Annotated in this window: 20 protein-coding genes; 9 read left to right on the forward strand and 11 right to left on the reverse strand. The window is 67.1% G+C overall.

The window, feature by feature from the left end; all coding sequences use genetic code 11:
* Window positions 1-39: 39 nt before the first annotated feature.
* From IB223_RS02400 to IB223_RS02410, 3 genes are all read left to right on the forward strand, one after another.
* Window positions 40-825: a lytic transglycosylase domain-containing protein gene (locus tag IB223_RS02400; protein WP_192200082.1), complete on the forward strand. Its 786-nt coding sequence runs from the start codon at window positions 40-42 to the stop codon at window positions 823-825.
* A 125-nt stretch (window positions 826-950) separates the two neighbouring features.
* Window positions 951-1454, forward strand: coding sequence for a hypothetical protein (locus tag IB223_RS02405; RefSeq protein ID WP_142123285.1), 504 nt, complete (start codon window positions 951-953; stop codon window positions 1452-1454).
* 52 nt (window positions 1455-1506) lie between these two features.
* Entirely contained in the window at window positions 1507-1956 is a 450-nt protein-coding gene (locus IB223_RS02410; protein ID WP_192200083.1) for a DUF4920 domain-containing protein, read from the forward strand.
* 10 nt (window positions 1957-1966) lie between these two features.
* Here IB223_RS02410 and IB223_RS02415 read toward each other — a convergent pair whose 3' ends face one another.
* The gene (locus IB223_RS02415) at window positions 1967-2602 is read right to left on the reverse strand and encodes an NAD-dependent dehydratase (protein WP_192200084.1); all 636 of its coding nucleotides are present in this window, start codon (window positions 2600-2602) and stop codon (window positions 1967-1969) included.
* Window positions 2603-2770: 168 nt separating this feature from the next.
* Here IB223_RS02415 and IB223_RS02420 point away from each other — a divergent pair, with 168 nt between their 5' ends.
* The 6 genes from IB223_RS02420 to IB223_RS02445 all read left to right on the forward strand — a co-directional run bounded on the left by IB223_RS02420 (window position 2771) and on the right by IB223_RS02445 (window position 5882).
* On the forward strand, window positions 2771-3130 hold the full coding sequence (locus IB223_RS02420) for a hypothetical protein (protein ID WP_192200085.1): 360 nt from the start codon (window positions 2771-2773) through the stop codon (window positions 3128-3130).
* A 240-nt stretch (window positions 3131-3370) separates the two neighbouring features.
* Window positions 3371-3745 carry an EF-hand domain-containing protein gene (locus IB223_RS02425; RefSeq protein ID WP_192200086.1) on the forward strand — a complete coding sequence of 125 codons (375 nt, stop codon included), beginning with the start codon at window positions 3371-3373 and terminating at the stop codon, window positions 3743-3745.
* A 121-nt stretch (window positions 3746-3866) separates the two neighbouring features.
* On the forward strand, window positions 3867-4184 hold the full coding sequence (locus IB223_RS02430) for a hypothetical protein (RefSeq protein ID WP_192201215.1): 318 nt from the start codon (window positions 3867-3869) through the stop codon (window positions 4182-4184).
* Window positions 4185-4232: 48 nt separating this feature from the next.
* Window positions 4233-4523 (forward strand): hypothetical protein, encoded by a 291-nt coding sequence (locus tag IB223_RS02435; protein WP_192200087.1) that lies wholly within the window; start codon window positions 4233-4235, stop codon window positions 4521-4523.
* A gap of 108 nt (window positions 4524-4631) precedes the next feature.
* Window positions 4632-5372, forward strand: coding sequence for an HAD family hydrolase (locus tag IB223_RS02440; protein WP_225590767.1), 741 nt, complete (start codon window positions 4632-4634; stop codon window positions 5370-5372).
* Window positions 5373-5882, forward strand: a complete 510-nt coding sequence (locus IB223_RS02445; protein WP_192200089.1) for a hypothetical protein — start codon at window positions 5373-5375, stop codon at window positions 5880-5882.
* 59 nt (window positions 5883-5941) lie between these two features.
* On the opposite strand, the gene IB223_RS02450 is transcribed toward IB223_RS02445, so the two are convergent.
* The 10 genes from IB223_RS02450 to IB223_RS02495 form a co-directional block, all read right to left on the reverse strand.
* Window positions 5942-7048: a GDSL-type esterase/lipase family protein gene (locus tag IB223_RS02450; protein WP_192201216.1), complete on the reverse strand. Its 1107-nt coding sequence runs from the start codon at window positions 7046-7048 to the stop codon at window positions 5942-5944.
* A 234-nt stretch (window positions 7049-7282) separates the two neighbouring features.
* Window positions 7283-8041, reverse strand: coding sequence for a 2-dehydro-3-deoxy-D-gluconate 5-dehydrogenase KduD (gene kduD / locus IB223_RS02455; protein WP_192200090.1), 759 nt, complete (start codon window positions 8039-8041; stop codon window positions 7283-7285).
* A gap of 122 nt (window positions 8042-8163) precedes the next feature.
* Window positions 8164-9012: a 5-dehydro-4-deoxy-D-glucuronate isomerase gene (gene kduI, locus IB223_RS02460; RefSeq protein ID WP_192200091.1), complete on the reverse strand. Its 849-nt coding sequence runs from the start codon at window positions 9010-9012 to the stop codon at window positions 8164-8166.
* 139 nt (window positions 9013-9151) lie between these two features.
* On the reverse strand, window positions 9152-10207 hold the full coding sequence (locus tag IB223_RS02465) for a LacI family DNA-binding transcriptional regulator (protein WP_192200092.1): 1056 nt from the start codon (window positions 10205-10207) through the stop codon (window positions 9152-9154).
* Between the two features lie 51 nt (window positions 10208-10258).
* Entirely contained in the window at window positions 10259-11848 is a 1590-nt protein-coding gene (locus IB223_RS02470; RefSeq protein WP_192200093.1) for a family 43 glycosylhydrolase, read from the reverse strand.
* A 10-nt stretch (window positions 11849-11858) separates the two neighbouring features.
* The gene (pelA, locus tag IB223_RS02475; protein WP_225590769.1) at window positions 11859-12992 is read right to left on the reverse strand and encodes a pectate lyase; all 1134 of its coding nucleotides are present in this window, start codon (window positions 12990-12992) and stop codon (window positions 11859-11861) included.
* A complete protein-coding gene (locus IB223_RS02480; RefSeq protein WP_192200095.1) occupies window positions 12992-14275 on the reverse strand; it encodes a TRAP transporter large permease in 1284 nt (427 codons plus the stop codon). The genes pelA and IB223_RS02480 overlap by 1 nt, the downstream gene beginning before the upstream one ends.
* Window positions 14276-14278: 3 nt before the next feature.
* Complete coding sequence (locus IB223_RS02485) at window positions 14279-14794, reverse strand: TRAP transporter small permease (RefSeq protein WP_192200096.1); 516 nt, start codon at window positions 14792-14794, stop codon at window positions 14279-14281.
* A 13-nt stretch (window positions 14795-14807) separates the two neighbouring features.
* Window positions 14808-15803: a TRAP transporter substrate-binding protein gene (locus IB223_RS02490; protein ID WP_192200097.1), complete on the reverse strand. Its 996-nt coding sequence runs from the start codon at window positions 15801-15803 to the stop codon at window positions 14808-14810.
* Window positions 15800-16657 (reverse strand): 2-keto-4-pentenoate hydratase, encoded by an 858-nt coding sequence (locus IB223_RS02495; protein ID WP_192200098.1) that lies wholly within the window; start codon window positions 16655-16657, stop codon window positions 15800-15802. The genes IB223_RS02490 and IB223_RS02495 overlap by 4 nt, the downstream gene beginning before the upstream one ends.
* Between the last annotated feature and the right edge of the window lie 25 nt (window positions 16658-16682).

The following is a 16682-nucleotide window of genomic DNA, read 5'->3' on the forward strand; positions in this document are numbered from 1 at the left end:
GGGTGCCCTTCAGCTTGCCGGGCCTAGAATCCGCCGCCCATGCACCCTCTCCGACGCGCCGCCGGCTTCCTGCTGACGGTGCTGGCCCTGGCCAGCACCGAAGCGGGCGCGCGTACGGTGTACCGGTGCGTGCAGGCCGGCACCGTCAGCCTGGCCACGGCGCCGGAACCCGGATCCAAGTGCGCGGCCAGGGAGATCGACGACAACGCCGTCAGCACGCCGAACCTGTGGGGCTCCATGGGCGTATTCAGCGGCACGCTGTACGAGCGCGAGCAGGACGGGCAGAAGGTGTATTCCACCCGCAACCTGCCGGGCTCCACGCCCTACCTGAAGTTCACCGTGCAGACCCCGCCGGGTGAGCCCGCCCACCCGGGCTTGGGCAGGGTGGGTAAACCTCGACTGGACCGCTATCCCGCCGAGTTCAAGGCGGCGGCGCGCCAGACCGGCGTCGACGACGCCTGGCTGCGTGCCGTCGCGCATGCCGAGAGCGACTTCGACGCGAAGGCGCTGTCGCCGAAGGGCGCGATGGGCGTGATGCAGCTGATGCCGGACGTGGCGAAGGAGTACGGCGTCGCCGACCCGTATTCCTCCACCGAATCGATCAACGCAGGAGCGCGCCACCTGCGTGGGCTGATGCGCCGTTACAAAGGCGACCTGACGCTGGTCGCGGCCGCCTACAACGCCGGCATCGGTACCGTGTCGCGCTACGGCGGCGTGCCACCCTACGCGGAAACGCAGGAATACGTATCTAAGGTCACCGCGTTGTACGAGCTTTATCTGCGCGCGCTGGGACGCAAGCAGGCACCGGAGCGTCCCGCGCTCTGAATCCGCCGCGTGCCCGCCGTGTGTCGGCGCGTCAGCCACGGTTGGATTTTTTCACTCGCCGCTTCCCCATCGCGGTCTAGCGTGGTCCTCACGGCCGACCCTCCCGCGCCGGCCAGGAGATCGCCATGAAGACGCGACGCGTGTTCAGCGCCCCCGACATCGACACCGCCGAGGCGGCCCTGCATGTGGCCCTGCATCTGGGCATCCGTCCCGATCATGCGTCCCTGGTCGGGCGTCCGGACATCGAGATGACGCAGATGCCCGATGCCGACAAGGAAGGCTCCCCCACCGACTTCATGCCGGCGGCGGCGCGCGGGTTGGTGGGCGGCGGTGTCGTGGGCCTGGTCATCGGCTTGCTCGCGATGGCCATCCCTGCGGTGGGCATCCCGTGGGCGGCGGTGCTGCTTTGCACGGTGGTTGGCGCGACGGTCGGCGGCTGGGCGGCGGCGCTGGCAGGTTCCTCCGTGCCCAGCGAAGTGCGCCGCGACTATCGCACCGAGATCGCCGCAGGCAAGGTGCTGGTGGTGATCGATGAGGAGGACGAACGCCTGCTCGAACGCGCCAGCCAGGCCATCACCGCGACGGGTACACAACGCCTGCAGCTCGTGCACCACGGCCTCCTGCACTGAACTGTGGACCGGGGCGCAGGTAAGATGCCTCCATTCCCCCGGAGGCAAGGCCATGCAACGTTGGTTGGCGATGATCTGTTCTGTGGTGGTCGCAGCGCCCGTGATGGCGTCCGACACTGCCTGGGACAAGTACGGTGCCGACATTCCCGTCGGGGCGGTGGTGCCGTTGGCACAGGCGCTCGCGCAGCCGTCAGCGCATGAAGGCCAAGCGCGCGTCTTCAGCGGACGCGTCGTCGACGTCTGCCAGAAGAAGGGCTGCTGGGTGATGCTCGAGGACGACGGGCAGGGCGCGCGCGTGCTGCTGGGCGATCATGATTTCTACGTGCCCAAGGACGTGCGGGGCGATGCGCAGGTGCACGGTGTGCTGTCGCGGGTGACATTGTCGCCGGCGGCGCGCGACCACACCGCTGAAGAAACCAGTACGGGAGCTGCGGTAGCCGAGGTCGAGTACCGCATCGTCGCCGACGGCGTACAGGTACGCGTGGACGAGCCCGACGCATGACCCAAGGGCATCAGCCCAGCAAATACTCCGATGGAATGACGTGCCGCCCCGGCACCGCATCCATGGCCGCATCCAGCAACGCCTGCGCCACGCGTTCCGCGGGCACGATCCTGTAGCGCTTCGGCAGGACCGGATCCAGCGCACCCAGCACGCGCAGCGCCCAACGTTCGCCGCCCCGGTGCTGCACGCGTTCGCCGCCCAGCAGGCCCGGGCGCAGCAAGGTGAGCGATGTGAAGCCGATCGCGGCGAGTGCGTCTTCGACCTCGCCCTTCGTGCGCGAATAGAAGATCCGCGAACCTGCATCGGCGCCCATCGCCGACACCAGCGCGAAGGCCTGCGTGCCGTGTGCATGGGCGTGGCGTGCGATCGCAAGCGGATAGTCGTGGTCCACGCGCCGGAATGCGTCCTGCGAACCTGCATCGCGGATTGTCGTGCCCAGTGCGCAGGCCACGGCATCCACTCGCCACCACTCCGCATCGGGGGGCAGCGCCTCGAAATTCACGACCGGGTTCAGCAGTTTGGGATGGGGGGCGAGGGGTTTGCGCGTGGGCGCGACCACCTGGCGCACCCGTGCGGATGCCAGTGCGCGCCGCAGCGTCGCCTGTCCTACCAGGCCGGTCGCACCGGCCAGCAAAAGACGACTCATGCGATGCTCCCCTTGCGGCAATGGCGCCATCATGCCAGCCCTGCACGGGGGCGGGAGCGCATCGGTTAACCTGTGGCATCACGCGCGGTCCCGCGCCGGGGAATGCCTGTCCATGCACGGCTACACGAATCCACACAGCGCAGCGTGCGTCTTGGAAGGGTGCGCGCGATGAACCTGCCCCTGCACTACGGCGTGCTCGGTGCCATCGAAGCGGGCCTGATCGCTTTCGTGCTGGGCGTGCTCTGCTTCCTGTTCTGGAACTGGGTGAGCGCCAGGATGCGCTGGTCGATGGGGCATGCCGTCGGTTGGGCCTGTGTCTCGGCCGTGATCATCGGTGCCGGGGTGGACACCTGGAACATGTTCTACCTGGGCATTTCGAAACTGGAGTCTCCGTTGTATGCGCGGCTGGCATTGCAGGGTATCCACGATCCCGATTCGCTCGGCTCGCGCGTGGTGCTGGAAATCGCCGGCGCGTTGAGCGGTGTCGCCCTTGGTTGGCAATGGTTCAGCAAGAAAACGCCGGATTGAATGCCGTCGAAAAGCGCGCAAGAAACGAATACCTAACGGCAAACGATGCGCGGCATCACGCATTCCACGCGCACCTGACGACACGCTCACGACGCCCTAACACGGGGCTAGCCGATGCGAATCCGCTTGTGGTTAAGCGTGCGTGCACGTTCATTTCAGCGCGCCAGTTTCGTTCAGAAGCGACGTTGCAAGGTGGGGCCGTGCGCAATCGGACGCACTCCCACAGAACGGAGCACTAACATGACGAAGAACAACCGCAAGCCGCTGATCGCCCTGGTCGCCCTGAGCGCCGCGCTGGCCATGCCGCTGGCGTTCGCACAGGAAAAGACAGAAGACGCGGCGACGCAGCAGAGCCAGACCGAGCCGACGGCCGAACAGGCGACCGGCGCGGCGACTCAGGATCCCACCCAGAGCACACAGTCCGCGACGCAGGCCAAGCAGGGGTGGGCTGACGTGGATACCGATGGCGATGGCGCCATCAGCAAGCAGGAAGCCTCCGCCAACGCCGGCCTCAGCCAGGTCTTCGACCAGGCCGACGCCGACACCGATGGCAAGCTCACCGCCGACGAATACAAGGCCTTCGTGAGCAAGAACTACGGTGACCAGCAGAAGTAATCCGGCCCGTCGCACCGGGTCGATCGCGGCGCCATGACGCCAGCGCGTGACCCGCCGGAAAGGGCGGCCTGTCGTGCCGCCCTTTCTCTTCCGGAGAGAACTCGATGACGAGGAGGGATCCATGAACACGAGGATGCTGTCCTGCCTGAGTGCGCTGGCCACTGTCATCGCTCTCACCACTGCGCCGCTGGCACATGCGCAGCAGGTGCCGCAGCGCGGTGAGGAACGAGCGTCGCCGCAGGCGAGCCCGACACCTCCCACGACCCCCGTACCGCGCCCGTTCCAGGACCTGGACCAGAATGCAGATGGCGCGATCAGCAAGGACGAAGCGGCTGTTGACCCGCCGCTGGCGCAGGTATTCGGCACGCTCGACAAGGACGCCGACGGTCGCCTGACACCGGAGGAGTACGCGGTGCATGCGCGGCAGGACAACCCCTGAAGTCACTGCACATCCATTCCCAATGAACCATGCTGCATGGAGGAACCGATGAAGAATCCCACCCGTACCTTGACGCTGGGCCTCGGCCTTGCGCTGCTCAGCGCGGGCTTGATGACGGCGTGCGGTCCCAAGCCGGAAGACACCCCGCCGCCGAGTGCGCCGGAGCCGGTGGAAACCACGCCGCCCACCGACAACGTGGTGCCGCCATCACCCACCCCGACCGATCCGGCCGTACCGCCGACCGATCCGAACCTCCCGCCGCCGGCCAATCCCAACGCGCCGGAAACCACGCCGCCGGCCACCGACGGCAGCACACCGCCGCCCAGCAGCGGGGGCTAGCGCACGACGCAGAGGCATCCCGCAATGTCACCACGGCCGCCATGTTGCATGGCGGCCGTATTCATTGATGGCGAGGCTGGCTGCTATCCTTCGCGGCCTTCGTGAAGAATGCAGGGCAGGGATCAGATGGCGCGCATCCGATGGGTCGGCTTCGACGGTGACGACACGCTCTGGAAGAGCGAGGATTACTACCGCCAGGCCGAGGCCGACTTCGAGGCCATCCTCGGCACCTACGTGGACCTCGCCGACGCACGCACGCACCAGCACCTGCTGGACGTCGAGCGCCGCAACCTGAAGATCTTCGGCTACGGCGTGAAGGGCATGACGCTGTCGATGCTGGAGACCGCCATCCAGCTGACCGACGAACGCATCAGCGCGCGCGACCTGCACCGCGTGATCGAGATCGGGCGCAACACGCTGCTGCATCCGGTGGATCTGCTGCCGGGCATCCGCGAGGCCGTCGAGCGCATCGCCGCCGACCACGAGATCGTGCTGATCACCAAGGGCGACCTGTTCCACCAGGAGGCCAAGATCGCGCAATCGGGCCTGGCGGATCTCTTCCACCGCATCGAGGTGGTGTCCGAGAAGGACGAGCCCACCTATGCGCGTGTGCTGCGCGAACTCGAGGTCGAGCCGTCACGGTTCGCGATGGTCGGCAACTCGCTGCGGTCGGACATCGAACCCGTCCTGGGTCTCGGCGGCTGGGGCATCCACATGCCATACCACGTGACGTGGGCGCTCGAGGCCGAGCATGGCGTGGCCCACGATGCGCCGCGCCTGCGGGTGGTGGAGAACGCAGGGCAGCTGTCGGATGCGCTTGCGACGATCGAATCCGTACCGGATGCCTGAATGCACCCAGCGAAGGCGATGGCCGTGGGGCACAATGGCGCCGTGAAGCGCGCGCTGCCCACCTTTGCCTTGCTGGCCTGCCTGTCGGTCGCGCTGTGCGCGCCCGTCGCCGCGCAGGACGCGACGGCGGCGTATGCGCCCGCCACCGGCGACGCTTCGGTGGATCGCCACCTGGCGGACATCAACGACTACGCAAGCCGCTACCCCGCGTCCTTTGCCGACGAGATGGCGCGCTACTACACCGTGCCACGTGCCTACGTGGAAGCGATGCAGCAGCAACCGGACTGGACCGCGGGTGACATCTTCATGGCGTGTGCGCTGGCGCAGATCGTGGGACAGCCGTGCCGCGCCGTCGTGCGCGAGTGGTCGCGCGACCATGAAGGCGGGTGGAAGGCGGTCGCCGGTCGCCTGCAGGCCGAACCCGGCACCGCGCAGTACCGGCGTCTGCGCAGTGCGCTCCAGGCGACCTACCGTCGCTGGGACCGGCCGCCGCCTGCTGGCGAGAAGTGAGGGAAGAGAAGTGGGGAGTGAGCAAAGGATGCTTTCACTCACTCCTCACTTCTCTCCGCTCACTCCTGTTTCTTCCCGTACATGATCAGCAGCACCAGGTCCGCGTCGCCGTGCTGGCGGATCGCATGCGTGCTGCCGGGGCGTGTCAGCATCGCGTCGCCGGCGTGGACCTCGCGCGCAACGCCGTCCAGTTCGTAGATGCCGCTTCCACCCAGCACGTAGTAGACCTCGTCCTTGTGGTGCTGGTGCAGGCCGATGCCGGCGCCCCGGCGCAACACGCGCTTGCGGAACTCGAAGCCGAGCGCGGGTGCGTCGCGGAAGAACGGATGGGCAACGGTGACGCCGGCGCCACCGTGCGGCCCCGGCTGCTCCACTGCGATGTCGCGTTCGTGCACGATCAGGGACGGATTCGCCTGGGCCTTCCGATCCGCGAGTGCAGTCGCGGGTGCGCCGCAGTCCGTGTCGCGTTTCACGTGGGCCGCAAACGAGGGGTCGAGCTGTTTCCAGCCCGCCACCACCAGGCAGGCCACCATCACCGCGCCACGCTGCTGGAAATGGGTGTCGTCCCGCTGGTCCTGTTCCGGCACGTGCATGTAGTAGGCCTTGCTGGCCTCGTCGCCGGCTGCGCGCAACCAGTCCATGCTGGCAGCGGACAGGTCGATCAGGGCCACGTTCTCCCGCGACGCAAGATCGCGCACCGCCTGCGCGTACAGTCCGTGCGTGTCGAGCAGTTGCCCATGGTCGAACTTGCGGCGCGCGACCGGCGTCACCAGGATCGGCGTGGCACCCTTCTGTCGCGCCAACGCCAGGTAGCGCCCCAGCCATTCGGGGAATGCCTGCCGGGGTTCGTTGTAGCGCGTGGGGTCTTCGATCTTCTCGTCGTTGTGGCCGAACTGGATCAGCAGCACGTCGCCGGCACGCATCTCCTTCGCCATGCCATCGAACCAGCCTTCGGCGATGAAGCTGCGCGAACTCCGCCCGCTCTGCGCGTGGTTGCGGACCACGTAGGTGTCATCGAGGAACCCCTGCAGCTGCTGCCCCCATCCTTCGCGCGGTGCGCGTTCCGGCCCGTAGTGGCTGGCGGTGGAGTCGCCGGCGATGAAGACCTGGCGGGGGGGCTGCACCTGCGCGCTGGCCTGTGCAGCGCAGGCACAGAGCGCGATCATCAGAAAAGAGCGAAGCATTGCCAGTCTCCGGTATTCGCCAGCACGCGTGCAGAAGCCCCTGTAGGAGCGACGTAAGTCGCGACCGCCAAGCCAGAAGACGTTCCGGCAAGGATCGAAGCCGCTCCAGGCGAAGGCGCCATCCACTTTTTCCGTATAGATCCGTGTCCACTGCTTTCCTGGTTCTGTGGTCGCGACTTACGTCGCTCCTACAGAGAGGCACAGCAACTGCACGCGTCAGCGCGCCAGCCAGCCGCCGTCGACGGGGATGATGGCGCCGTTGATGTAGTCCGACGCGCGCGAGGACAGGAACACGGCGGCTCCGCCCAAGTCCGACGGCTCGCCCCAGCGACCGGCCGGGATGCGGTCCAGGATGGCCTTGTTGCGGTCTTCATCGGCGCGCAGTTGCGCGGTGTTGTCGGTGGCCATGTAACCGGGCGCGATGGCGTTGATGTTGACGCCCTTGTTGCCCCACTCGTTGGCCAGCAGGCGGGTGATGCCGGCGATGCCGGACTTGCTGGCGGTATACGACGGCACGCGGATGCCGCCCTGGAACGACAGCATCGACGCGATGTTGATGATCTTGCCGCTGCCCTGCGCGATGAAATGGCGTCCAGCCGCCTGCGACATGAAGAACGCCGACTTGATGTTGACGTTCATCACATCGTCCCAGTCCTTCTCGCTGAAATCCACCGCGTCGGCGCGACGGATCAGGCCGGCGTTGTTGACCAGGATGTCCAGCCCGCCGAGACCCTCGACGGTCTCTTTCACCAGGCGCTCGACCGGCTCGATGCTGATCAGGTTCGCGTCCAGGTTGAGAAAGCGGCGGCCCAGGGCGCGCACCTTCTCTCCTGTTTCGGTGGCTTCGACGATGCCGGCGGCTGCGATGTCGGCACCGGCTTCGGCGAGCGCCAGCGCGACGCCCTGGCCCAGGCCGGTGTTGGCGCCGGTCACCAGCGCGACCTTGCCTTCGAGACTGAATGGATTGCTTGCCATCGGGATGCCCCTCGGTATGTGTTGCTGCAGGTTGGATGGAGCGGAGCTTGCTCCGCTGCGTTCTTGATCGCGTGCTTCGGTCCGTCGTGCAGCCGAGCAAGCCCGGTGCTACGTGCGAAGGGTCATTTCAGCTGGCAGATGTCCAGCACGTGCATGTCGGTGTAGTCCAGGTTTTCGCCGCCCATCGCCCAGATGAAGGCGTAGTTGCTGGTGCCGGAGCCCATGTGGATCGACCACGGCGGCGACACCACGGCTTCGTCGTTCTGCACGACGATATGGCGCTGCGCTTCCGGTTCGCCCATGAAGTGGTAGACGCGATCGTTCTCGGCCAGGTCGAAGTAGAAGTACACCTCGCTGCGGCGGTCGTGCAGGTGCGGCGGCATGGTGTTCCACACGCTGCCGGTCTTCAGCACCGTCAGGCCCAGCAGCAGCTGCGAGGACTGGCAGGTCGCCGGCACGATGAACTGGTAGATCGTGCGCTCGTTGCTGGTTTCCAGCGCGCCGCGCTCCAGCGCGACGGCATCCTTGATCGAGAGCTGCTTGGTTTCGAAGCGCGCGTGCGCCGGCGTGGAGGTGAGGTAGAACTTGGCGGGGTTCGACGCGTCATCGGATTCGAACGCCACGTCGGCGCTGCCCATCGCCACGTACAGGCCGTCCTTCGGGCCAAGCGCATACGTCGTGCCATCCACCGTGACCTTGCCGGCGCCACCGCCCACGTTGATGACGCCCAGTTCGCGGCGCTCCAGGAACGGCTTGCCGGCGGCCGAGGCGGGTTCGGTCTGGCGGGGCAGGTCGACCTTCTTCGACACCGGGGCGGCACCGCCGATCACGAAGCGCTCGTTGTGCGAGTAGTTCAGTTGCACCGTGTCCGCAGCGAACAGGGTGCCGATCAGGTAACGGTCGCGCAGCTGGTCGTTGCTGGCCCCGTCCATCATGTCCGGATGGGTGGCGTGGTAGGTCTTGCAGAACATGGGCGGGGCTCCGTGGATGCGGACGCCCGTGGAGCGGGGCGTCGGGTTAGGTCGTGGGGCGATTCTACGGGCTTTGGTAACCGGTGTCATTTTGCGGTGCGGCACCGGACGGACGTGCTGCGCCTGGTGTCGTCACGTGTTACTCGGGGGGCTGCGAGGAGTCGCGGATGATCAGGTGCGGGCGGATGCTGGCCGCGGCCAGCACCGGCGTGCCTTCCGGCTGGATCAGCATGGCGGCCGCCGTGCGTCCGGTGTCGCGGGTGTTGCGGCGAACGGAGGTCAGCGAGGGCCACAGGCGCGAGGCAAGCGGACTGTCGTCGAACCCGACTACCGACAGTTGGCGCGGGATGTTGATGCCGGCGCGCATGGCGACCTTGTAGACGCCCGCCGCCATTTCGTCGTTGCCGGTGAAGATGGCGGTGGGCCGGTTCTTGCCGGACAGCAGCTTCTCGGCCGCGACCACGCCGGACTCGAAGGTGTAGCCGGCTTCGATGATGCGCGACTTCGGGAGTTCCAGCCCGCGTTTGGCCAACGCCTGCAGGAAACCGTCGGTGCGCTCGATCGACGACCGGTACGCCGCAGGGCCGGTGATCAACGCGATATCGGTGTGGCCGAGCGAAAGCAGGTATTCGGCGGCTTCGGCGGCACCGTCGCGGTCGTGCGTGACCACCATGCGCGAAGGCTCATCCATCGATACCGACGCGATGCGCGAGTAGCGACAGCCGATTTCGGCCAGCATGTCGGCCAGGGCCTGGTCTTCCGAGGCGCGCGGTACCAGCATCACGCCGTGCAGTTTCTGCTGCTGAACGAAGCGGCGCACGCCGTCGATGTAGCCCGGGCTGCGGCTGTCGCACGGATGCACCACCAGTTCGAAGCCCGAATCGCGCAACGCGTCCAGCGCGCCGTATTGCATGTTCACGATGTACTGCGCGGTCGGGTTGTCGTAGACCATGCCGATCAGGAACGACCGGCGGAACGCCAGGCCGCGCGCCATCGGATCGGGCACGTAACCGACTTCCCGCATCAAGGTCTCCACTTTCTCGCGGGTGTCCTTACGGACCAGGGGAGAGTGGTTGATGATGCGCGAGACGGTCTTCTTCGAGACGCCGGAAAGCCGCGCGATGTCGTTGATGGTCGCGGCCTTGCCGCCGATGGGCAGGGAGGCGGGGCTTTCGGGCTTCTTGCGCGCGGGCATGGAGTGGGTACGGGTCCGTTCGTCTGTCTGAGGGATTCTAGCGGTTGGGGGTCAGTCCAGCGCGCGGTAGCGGAAATTACGGAAGTGCACCTTGCCCTGGCCCGCGGCGTACAGCGAGGGCTTCAGCGCCAGGAAGCCGCCCGCCACGTTGTGGTGGTAGCCCGAGACTTCCATCTGCACCGGATACTTGATCCAGGTCTTGCCGTCGGTGCTGGTATGGATCGTGACGATGTGGCGGTTGTGCGTGACCCGCAGCCAGAGCTTTCCCCCTTTGGCGCTGGGCGCCAGCCTGCCTGGGCGCTCCAGACCGTAGCGGTGCATGACGAACTGCTCGCCGTTGCTGCCCACGCCGGCATACAGGCGGTCGTTGTAGAACAGTACCGCACCGCCCTGGGCGCCGGGTTCCACCTCCATTTCGACCTCGAACTGGTAGGCCAGGTCGCCGGCGATGATGCCCAGGGGCGAGCTGTCCCGCGGCGAAGTGCCCTTGCCCTGCAGCGTCATCACCCCGTCGCCGAAACCGAGGCGGGCGAATTCGCCAGGCGCGGGGTCGTAGAACGCCCATTGCGGCCCCAGCTTCCCGCTGCGGAAATCATCCGACAGCGCCATCCCATGTGATGCCAGCGCCGTGCCCGCCGGCTTGCGCAACGGCGTGCTCAAGTCGCCGCCCTTGGCGACGAACCAGCCGTCATCGGTCCATTCGATCGGGTCCAGCAGCGCCTGCCGCCCCAGCGTCCAGAAGTCGCGCTCGTAACCGTGGTAGATCATCCACCACTGCCCGCCGGCATCCTCCACCAGCGTGGCGTGGCCGCGCGACCACCAGTACTGCTCGCGCGAGGTGGTGCGTACCACCGGATTGTTGGGCGCGTTCTGCCACGGTCCATGAATGGAGCGCGAGCGCGCGACGATCACCATGTGCCCGGTCGGCGGGCCGGCGGTGCCGCCGACGGCGGTGATCATGTAGTACCAGTCATTGCGGAAGGTGATCTTCGGGCCTTCCTGCGCGTAGCCCTCCACGTCCCACGATTCCGGATAGCGCCAGCCGTCGTAGACGTGCTTCACCTCGCCCACGGTGCTCAGGCCGTCGTCGGCGAGCTGAACGTAGTCGCCCGCACTGAGGAACAGGTAGCGCTTGCCGTCTTCGCCCACGGCATGGCCGGGGTCGATGTGGCCCGGCAGCCCGATGTCGATGGGCTCGCTCCAGGGGCCGCGGATGTCGTCGGCCCACACGACGAAGTTGCTCCGTCGCGGCGACTCGGTACCGCCGACGCGTGCGGGGAAATAGATGTAATAGCGGCCCTTGTGCTTGATCAGGTCCGGTGCCCAGATCGAGCCGACGTTCTTCGTGATCGCATGGCCGACCGGCTGCCAGTTGATCAGGTCGCGCGAATGCCACAGTGGCAGACCGGGATAGGCGGTGAAGGATGACAGGGTGAGGTAGTAGTCCTCGCCATCCTTCAGTACCGACGGGTCGGGGCGGTCGCCTGCGAGCACGGGATTGAGAAACGTGCCGTCGCCCAGGTCCGCCTGGCGCTGGTGTTCGATGCCGCGCTTCCACGCTGGTTCGCGGTGGCCATCACCCGCCAGCGCTGCCAGCGGTGCGAACAGGCACAGGGCGATCATCCACGACTTCATTGCCATCAGGAGTCCTCTACTTCGACGACGTGTGCTGCGATTTCCACTGCGGGTATTCCTTCGACAGCAGCCGCTTCGGCCAGCTGCCGTACCACTCGTAGCCCGTGCGGCGCTCGCGCGGAATGTCTTCGTAGCGCGCGACCCGCTGGCTGTCGCGTGTCGCGAGCACCACGCTGCTGTCCTTCACGTCGTAGAAGCGCGCCCACAGCCCGGTGGCCGATGGATCGGCGACCAGGCGGCGATCCTTGGCACTGCTGTGGTACTGGAACTGCTCGGCCGGCGCCTCGAAGGTCTCGATGCGCCAACCGGTGATCTCCACCTTGCGTAGCCAGTCCACCGCACCGTCCACGGCCGCCACGACGGCGGGCGACGGGTCGGGGATCGACATCAGGTAGCGGACCACGCCGACGGTTTCCTGTCCCGCGATGGACGGCAGTTCGAACTTGCGCCCCTGTGCGGGCAGCAACGTCCGCGCGTCGTACTGGCCTGCCCAGCCGGCCAGCGTACCGCCCTGCCGTACCTGCAACGTCAGCAGGCAGGCGTCGCCCTTGTCGATGGCGGACTGCACGCGTGCGCGCAACGCGGCATCGACGAAGGCATAACGGCGCGTGTCCGAGACGACCTTGCGCAACGTGCCCAGCACGCCTGCGGTGACATCGTCGGCGATGGTGATGTGCGGATGGTAGGGCTGCGTGGCCGGCACCGTGTGCGGCCAGCCGCCGCATCCGGGAATCTGTTGTTCTAGCGTGAATGCGAGGCCCTTCAGGCTGCCGTCGCGGTAGCGCGCATCGCCCGTGATGGCGTAGGCCGTGGCCAGGTAGTCCAGCTGTGTGTAGATGTTGCGATTGTCGAAGCTGCCGCCGGACGTGCGTGCCTCCTGGTCGAAGCGCACCTTCTCCGCGTCGTCCAGGATCCGCGCAGGGTCCTGGTTCTCCACCCAGCCGCCGTCCATGCGCTGGTAGCGCAGGATGTTGTCGGCGATCTTCGCGACTTCGTCCGGTGCATGGCGCGGGTACTTGTCCCCGTGCACGTTGCGCCAGTGGTGGATCGCGTCCTCGAAGCCGGCCAGCGAGGGTAGTGGTGTCGATGGCGCGGCGGCCACCGATGGCGGCGCAAGCAGTAGCGCGATGGCCAGGGCGCGCGCGGACATCATCCCCTCAGCGCCCGCGGCAGCCACAGCGACAGCTCGGGGAAGAACGCCACGATCAACAACACCGCCAGCGCCGCCAGCCAGAACGGCCAGATCGTGCGCATGCTCTGTGCCACGGTGATCTTGCCGATCGAGGTTCCGATGAACAGCACCGAGCCCACCGGTGGCGTGACCAGGCCGATGCCGCCGGCCAGCACCATCACCAGGCCGAAGTGGATCGGGTCGATGCCGTAGGCCTTCACGACCGGCAGGAAGATCGGCGTGCAGATCAGGATCTTCGGTGCGAGGTCCATGAACATGCCCAGCACCAGCAGGATCACCACGATCATCAGCAGCACGGTGCGCTGGCTGTCGGCGATCGATTGCAGGAACTCCACGGCGGCCGCAGGAACCTGCAGGTAGGCCAGCAGCCAACCGAACACGGCGGCGGTGGCGATCACGAACAGGATCACGCCGGTCGTGCGCGCCGCATGCACCACGGCGCCGCGGAATTCGGCCCAGTGCAACTGGCGGTACAGCAGTGCGGTGACCAGCAGTGCGTAGACCACGGCGATGGCGGCCGATTCCACCGCCGTGAAGATGCCGGCGCGGATGCCGACGAAGATCAGCGTGACCAGACCCAGCCCGGGCAGCGCCCCGACGAGGCGCATCGCCACCGCGCGCCAGCCCGGGAACGGCTCGGTGCCATAGCCGCGGTGACGCGCCACCACGTAGCCGGTGATCATCATGGCGGCTGTCATCAGCAGGGCCGGCACGATGCCCGCGGCGAACAGGTCGGCGATCGAGATGCCGCCGCCGGCCGCCGCTGAGAACAGGATCAGGTTGTGCGAGGGCGGCACCAGCAAGGCGACCAGCGCCGCCGTCATGCAGACGTTCACCGCGTAGTCGACGTCATAACCGCGCTTGACCATCTGCGGGATCATCGTGCCGCCGACGGCGGACACATCGGCCAGCGCCGAGCCTGATACGCCGCCGAAGAACAGCGACGACAGCACGCTGACCTGGCCCAGGCCGCCGCGCATGCGGCCGACCAGCGACGACGCCAAGGCAATCAATCGTTCGGAGATGCCGCCGCGCAGCATCAGTTCGCCGGCGAAGATGAAGAGAGGGATGGCGATCAGCGAGACCGAGCCGGAGCCCGCCGAGATCTGCTGCACCAGCACGATCGACGGCACATCGAGGTAGAGCAGGGTGGCGAGCGCGGCGACCGCCAGCGCGAACGCCACCGGGACACCCAGCAACAGCAGCACGACGAACGCGCCCAACAGGATTGCGATGGCCACGGGTCAGACTCCTTCTTCGCGAGCGGGGCGTACGGCCTGCCACGCCTTGTTCAGCCCGAACACGCAGATCAGCGCGCCGCTGACCGACAGGGGCAGGTAGTTGATGCTCTGCGGCATCGAGGCACCCGCGAGCTTGATGTCCAGGCCATCCATCAGGAGTACGCCGCCCCAGCCGGCGATCATCGCGCCCACGGCGGCGATCAGCAGCGGTCGCACGATCGACAGCACGAGGCGCGCAGCGGGCGGGAGATTCTCGGCCAGCAGGTGGAAGCTGAAATGACGGTTCGTGTGCACGCCTGCGGCGGCGCCCAGGCTCATGGCGGTGCTCAGCAGCAGCAGGGTCACCGGCTCGGTCCAGCTGGGCGAGTCGTTGAGCACGTAGCGCGTGAACACCTGCCAGCCCTGCACCACCACCAGGCCGATCAGGGCGGTTGCGGCGATCGCGATGGCGACATCGGAAAGACGGTCAAGTGCGCGCTGGAACGAGCCGGCGGGAACGGGAGAAGCGGTCTCGGTCATCGGGTTGTTCTCGTCAGGCCAGGTCGCGGATGCGACGGTACAGGGCTTCGATCTCGGGCTGGCGGTGGTAGGCGTCCAGCAGCGGCTGCGCGGCCGCGCGGAAGGCGTCGAGGTCAACCTCATTGCTCCTGATGCCGTGCTCCAGCACCGCCTTGCGCGCTGCGTCCTCGGAGGCGTCCCACTTGGCGCGCATCACCGGCACCGATTCGCGCGCCAGCTTGACCAGCAATTCACGGTCCTTGGCCTGCAGGGACTCGAAGCTGGCGCGTGACATCACCAGCACATCGGGGGCATAAGAATGGCGCGTCTCGGACCAGTACTTGGCTGCCTCGAAGTGGCGGCTGGAGTGGAAGCTGCGCATGTTGTTCTCTGCGCCGTCGATCATGTGCGTCTCCATCGCCGAGAAGGTCTCGCCCAGCGACATCGGGGTGGGATTCGCGCCCAGCAGGCGGATCAGCCGGATGAAGATGTCCGACGCCGCCACGCGCATCTTCATGCCGTGCAGATCCGCAGGCGAGGTGATCGGATGCTTGTTGTTGTAGAAACAGCGAGCGCCGGAGTCGTAGATCGCCAGCCCCACAAGATCACGGGCCCCGAAGCTGTCCAGGACAGCTTGGCCAACCCCGCCGTCGATCACGCGGCGCAGGTGCGCCACCGAGTCGAACACGTACGGCAGGCACAGCGCCTGCGTCAGCGGCAGTGCATTGTTGAGCGCACCGGAGAACACACGGGTGATGTCGATCACACCGAAGCGTGCCATGTCGATGGCTTCCGCCTCGCGACCCAATTGACCGGAGTGGTACTGGCGCAGGGTGAGGCGCCCGCCCGTCTCGCGCGCCATCGCGTCGCCTATCCAGCGCACGGCTTCGACGGTGGGATAGTCCTTCACGTGCACATCGCTCGCGGTCAGCACGCGCCGGCCTTCATCGGCGAGCGCGCGGCTGCCGGCGAGCGGCGCGACGACGGCGGCGCCGAGGCCGACACCCAGGAAACGACGACGGTTCATCATGCGCGCCAATCCCCTTCGTCCTTCGGTGTTGCGGCAGTCGCGACACACGCGATGCTGCCATGGCCATCGAAGTCGATGCGTGCCCGCTGGCCCGGCAGGATGTCGTGGATGCCGGTGGCGTTACCCGTGGCGATCAGGTCGCCGGCCTTGAGCGGCCGGCCACGCCGGGCCGAGCGTGCGAGCGCGAAGGCGAAGGCCGCGCGCAGGCCACCAGGCAGCGTTGTCGCGCCCCCCTGACCAACCTGCTGACCCTCGATCCAGGTCGTGCACGTCAGCGACGCATCGCTGCGGTCGGCCCAGCCGGGAATCTCGGCACCCATCACGAGTCCGTTGTTGTTGCCGAAGTCGGATACGACGACGCGGGGACCCAACTGGTTGATCGTGGCCAACGGGCTGCTGGCCACTTCCATGCCGATGAACAGCGTGGAGGCGACGGTAGCGACCTCTTCCGGTGTCCAGTGGGTCTTGTCGGCCGGGGCATCCGCGTCCAGGCGCAACACGTACTCCGCTTCCACCGCGCCGAAGCCGCCAGCGAACACTTCGAAGCTCTCTTGGCCACCGGTGGTCAACTTGAGCTGACGGGTGAAGATCGGTCCCAGCAGGCGCTCATCGCCGGACACGTCGCGCCGCTCGGGCGCGATGAAGCCGACCTTCCACCCGACGACCCGATCCGGCCACTGCGCGATCGCAAGATCCTGCACGCGGTATGCCGTGACCAGATCATCCGGGATATTCCCGGGGAAGCCGGGCAATGCGCGTCCCTGACGCCGTGCGCTGACGAAGCTGTCCGCGATGGCGGCCAGTTCTGGGGCTTCCGTGCGACCGTTGGACGGCGCGCTGTGGTCAGTACTCAAGAGGGTTCTCCCCGCTGCGTTTTGT

It is taken from the genome of Pseudoxanthomonas sp. PXM03, assembly GCF_014852005.1.
Taxonomy (GTDB): domain Bacteria; phylum Pseudomonadota; class Gammaproteobacteria; order Xanthomonadales; family Xanthomonadaceae; genus Pseudoxanthomonas_A.

What these genes read in the sequence shown, in the direction of transcription:
- IB223_RS02400 (WP_192200082.1), top strand. Translation starts at nt 40, where the DNA reads ATGCACCCTCTCCGACGCGCCGCCGGCTTCCTGCTGACGGTGCTGGCC.
- IB223_RS02405 (WP_142123285.1), top strand. Translation starts at nt 951, where the DNA reads ATGAAGACGCGACGCGTGTTCAGCGCCCCCGACATCGACACCGCCGAG.
- IB223_RS02410 (WP_192200083.1), top strand. Translation starts at nt 1,507, where the DNA reads ATGCAACGTTGGTTGGCGATGATCTGTTCTGTGGTGGTCGCAGCGCCC.
- IB223_RS02415 (WP_192200084.1), bottom strand. Translation starts at nt 2,602, where the DNA reads ATGAGTCGTCTTTTGCTGGCCGGTGCGACCGGCCTGGTAGGACAGGCG.
- IB223_RS02420 (WP_192200085.1), top strand. Translation starts at nt 2,771, where the DNA reads ATGAACCTGCCCCTGCACTACGGCGTGCTCGGTGCCATCGAAGCGGGC.
- IB223_RS02425 (WP_192200086.1), top strand. Translation starts at nt 3,371, where the DNA reads ATGACGAAGAACAACCGCAAGCCGCTGATCGCCCTGGTCGCCCTGAGC.
- IB223_RS02430 (WP_192201215.1), top strand. Translation starts at nt 3,867, where the DNA reads ATGAACACGAGGATGCTGTCCTGCCTGAGTGCGCTGGCCACTGTCATC.
- IB223_RS02435 (WP_192200087.1), top strand. Translation starts at nt 4,233, where the DNA reads ATGAAGAATCCCACCCGTACCTTGACGCTGGGCCTCGGCCTTGCGCTG.
- IB223_RS02440 (WP_225590767.1), top strand. Translation starts at nt 4,632, where the DNA reads ATGCAGGGCAGGGATCAGATGGCGCGCATCCGATGGGTCGGCTTCGAC.
- IB223_RS02445 (WP_192200089.1), top strand. Translation starts at nt 5,373, where the DNA reads ATGCACCCAGCGAAGGCGATGGCCGTGGGGCACAATGGCGCCGTGAAG.
- IB223_RS02450 (WP_192201216.1), bottom strand. Translation starts at nt 7,048, where the DNA reads ATGATCGCGCTCTGTGCCTGCGCTGCACAGGCCAGCGCGCAGGTGCAG.
- kduD (WP_192200090.1), bottom strand. Translation starts at nt 8,041, where the DNA reads ATGGCAAGCAATCCATTCAGTCTCGAAGGCAAGGTCGCGCTGGTGACC.
- kduI (WP_192200091.1), bottom strand. Translation starts at nt 9,012, where the DNA reads ATGTTCTGCAAGACCTACCACGCCACCCATCCGGACATGATGGACGGG.
- IB223_RS02465 (WP_192200092.1), bottom strand. Translation starts at nt 10,207, where the DNA reads ATGCCCGCGCGCAAGAAGCCCGAAAGCCCCGCCTCCCTGCCCATCGGC.
- IB223_RS02470 (WP_192200093.1), bottom strand. Translation starts at nt 11,848, where the DNA reads ATGGCAATGAAGTCGTGGATGATCGCCCTGTGCCTGTTCGCACCGCTG.
- pelA (WP_225590769.1), bottom strand. Translation starts at nt 12,992, where the DNA reads ATGTCCGCGCGCGCCCTGGCCATCGCGCTACTGCTTGCGCCGCCATCG.
- IB223_RS02485 (WP_192200096.1), bottom strand. Translation starts at nt 14,794, where the DNA reads ATGACCGAGACCGCTTCTCCCGTTCCCGCCGGCTCGTTCCAGCGCGCA.
- IB223_RS02490 (WP_192200097.1), bottom strand. Translation starts at nt 15,803, where the DNA reads ATGATGAACCGTCGTCGTTTCCTGGGTGTCGGCCTCGGCGCCGCCGTC.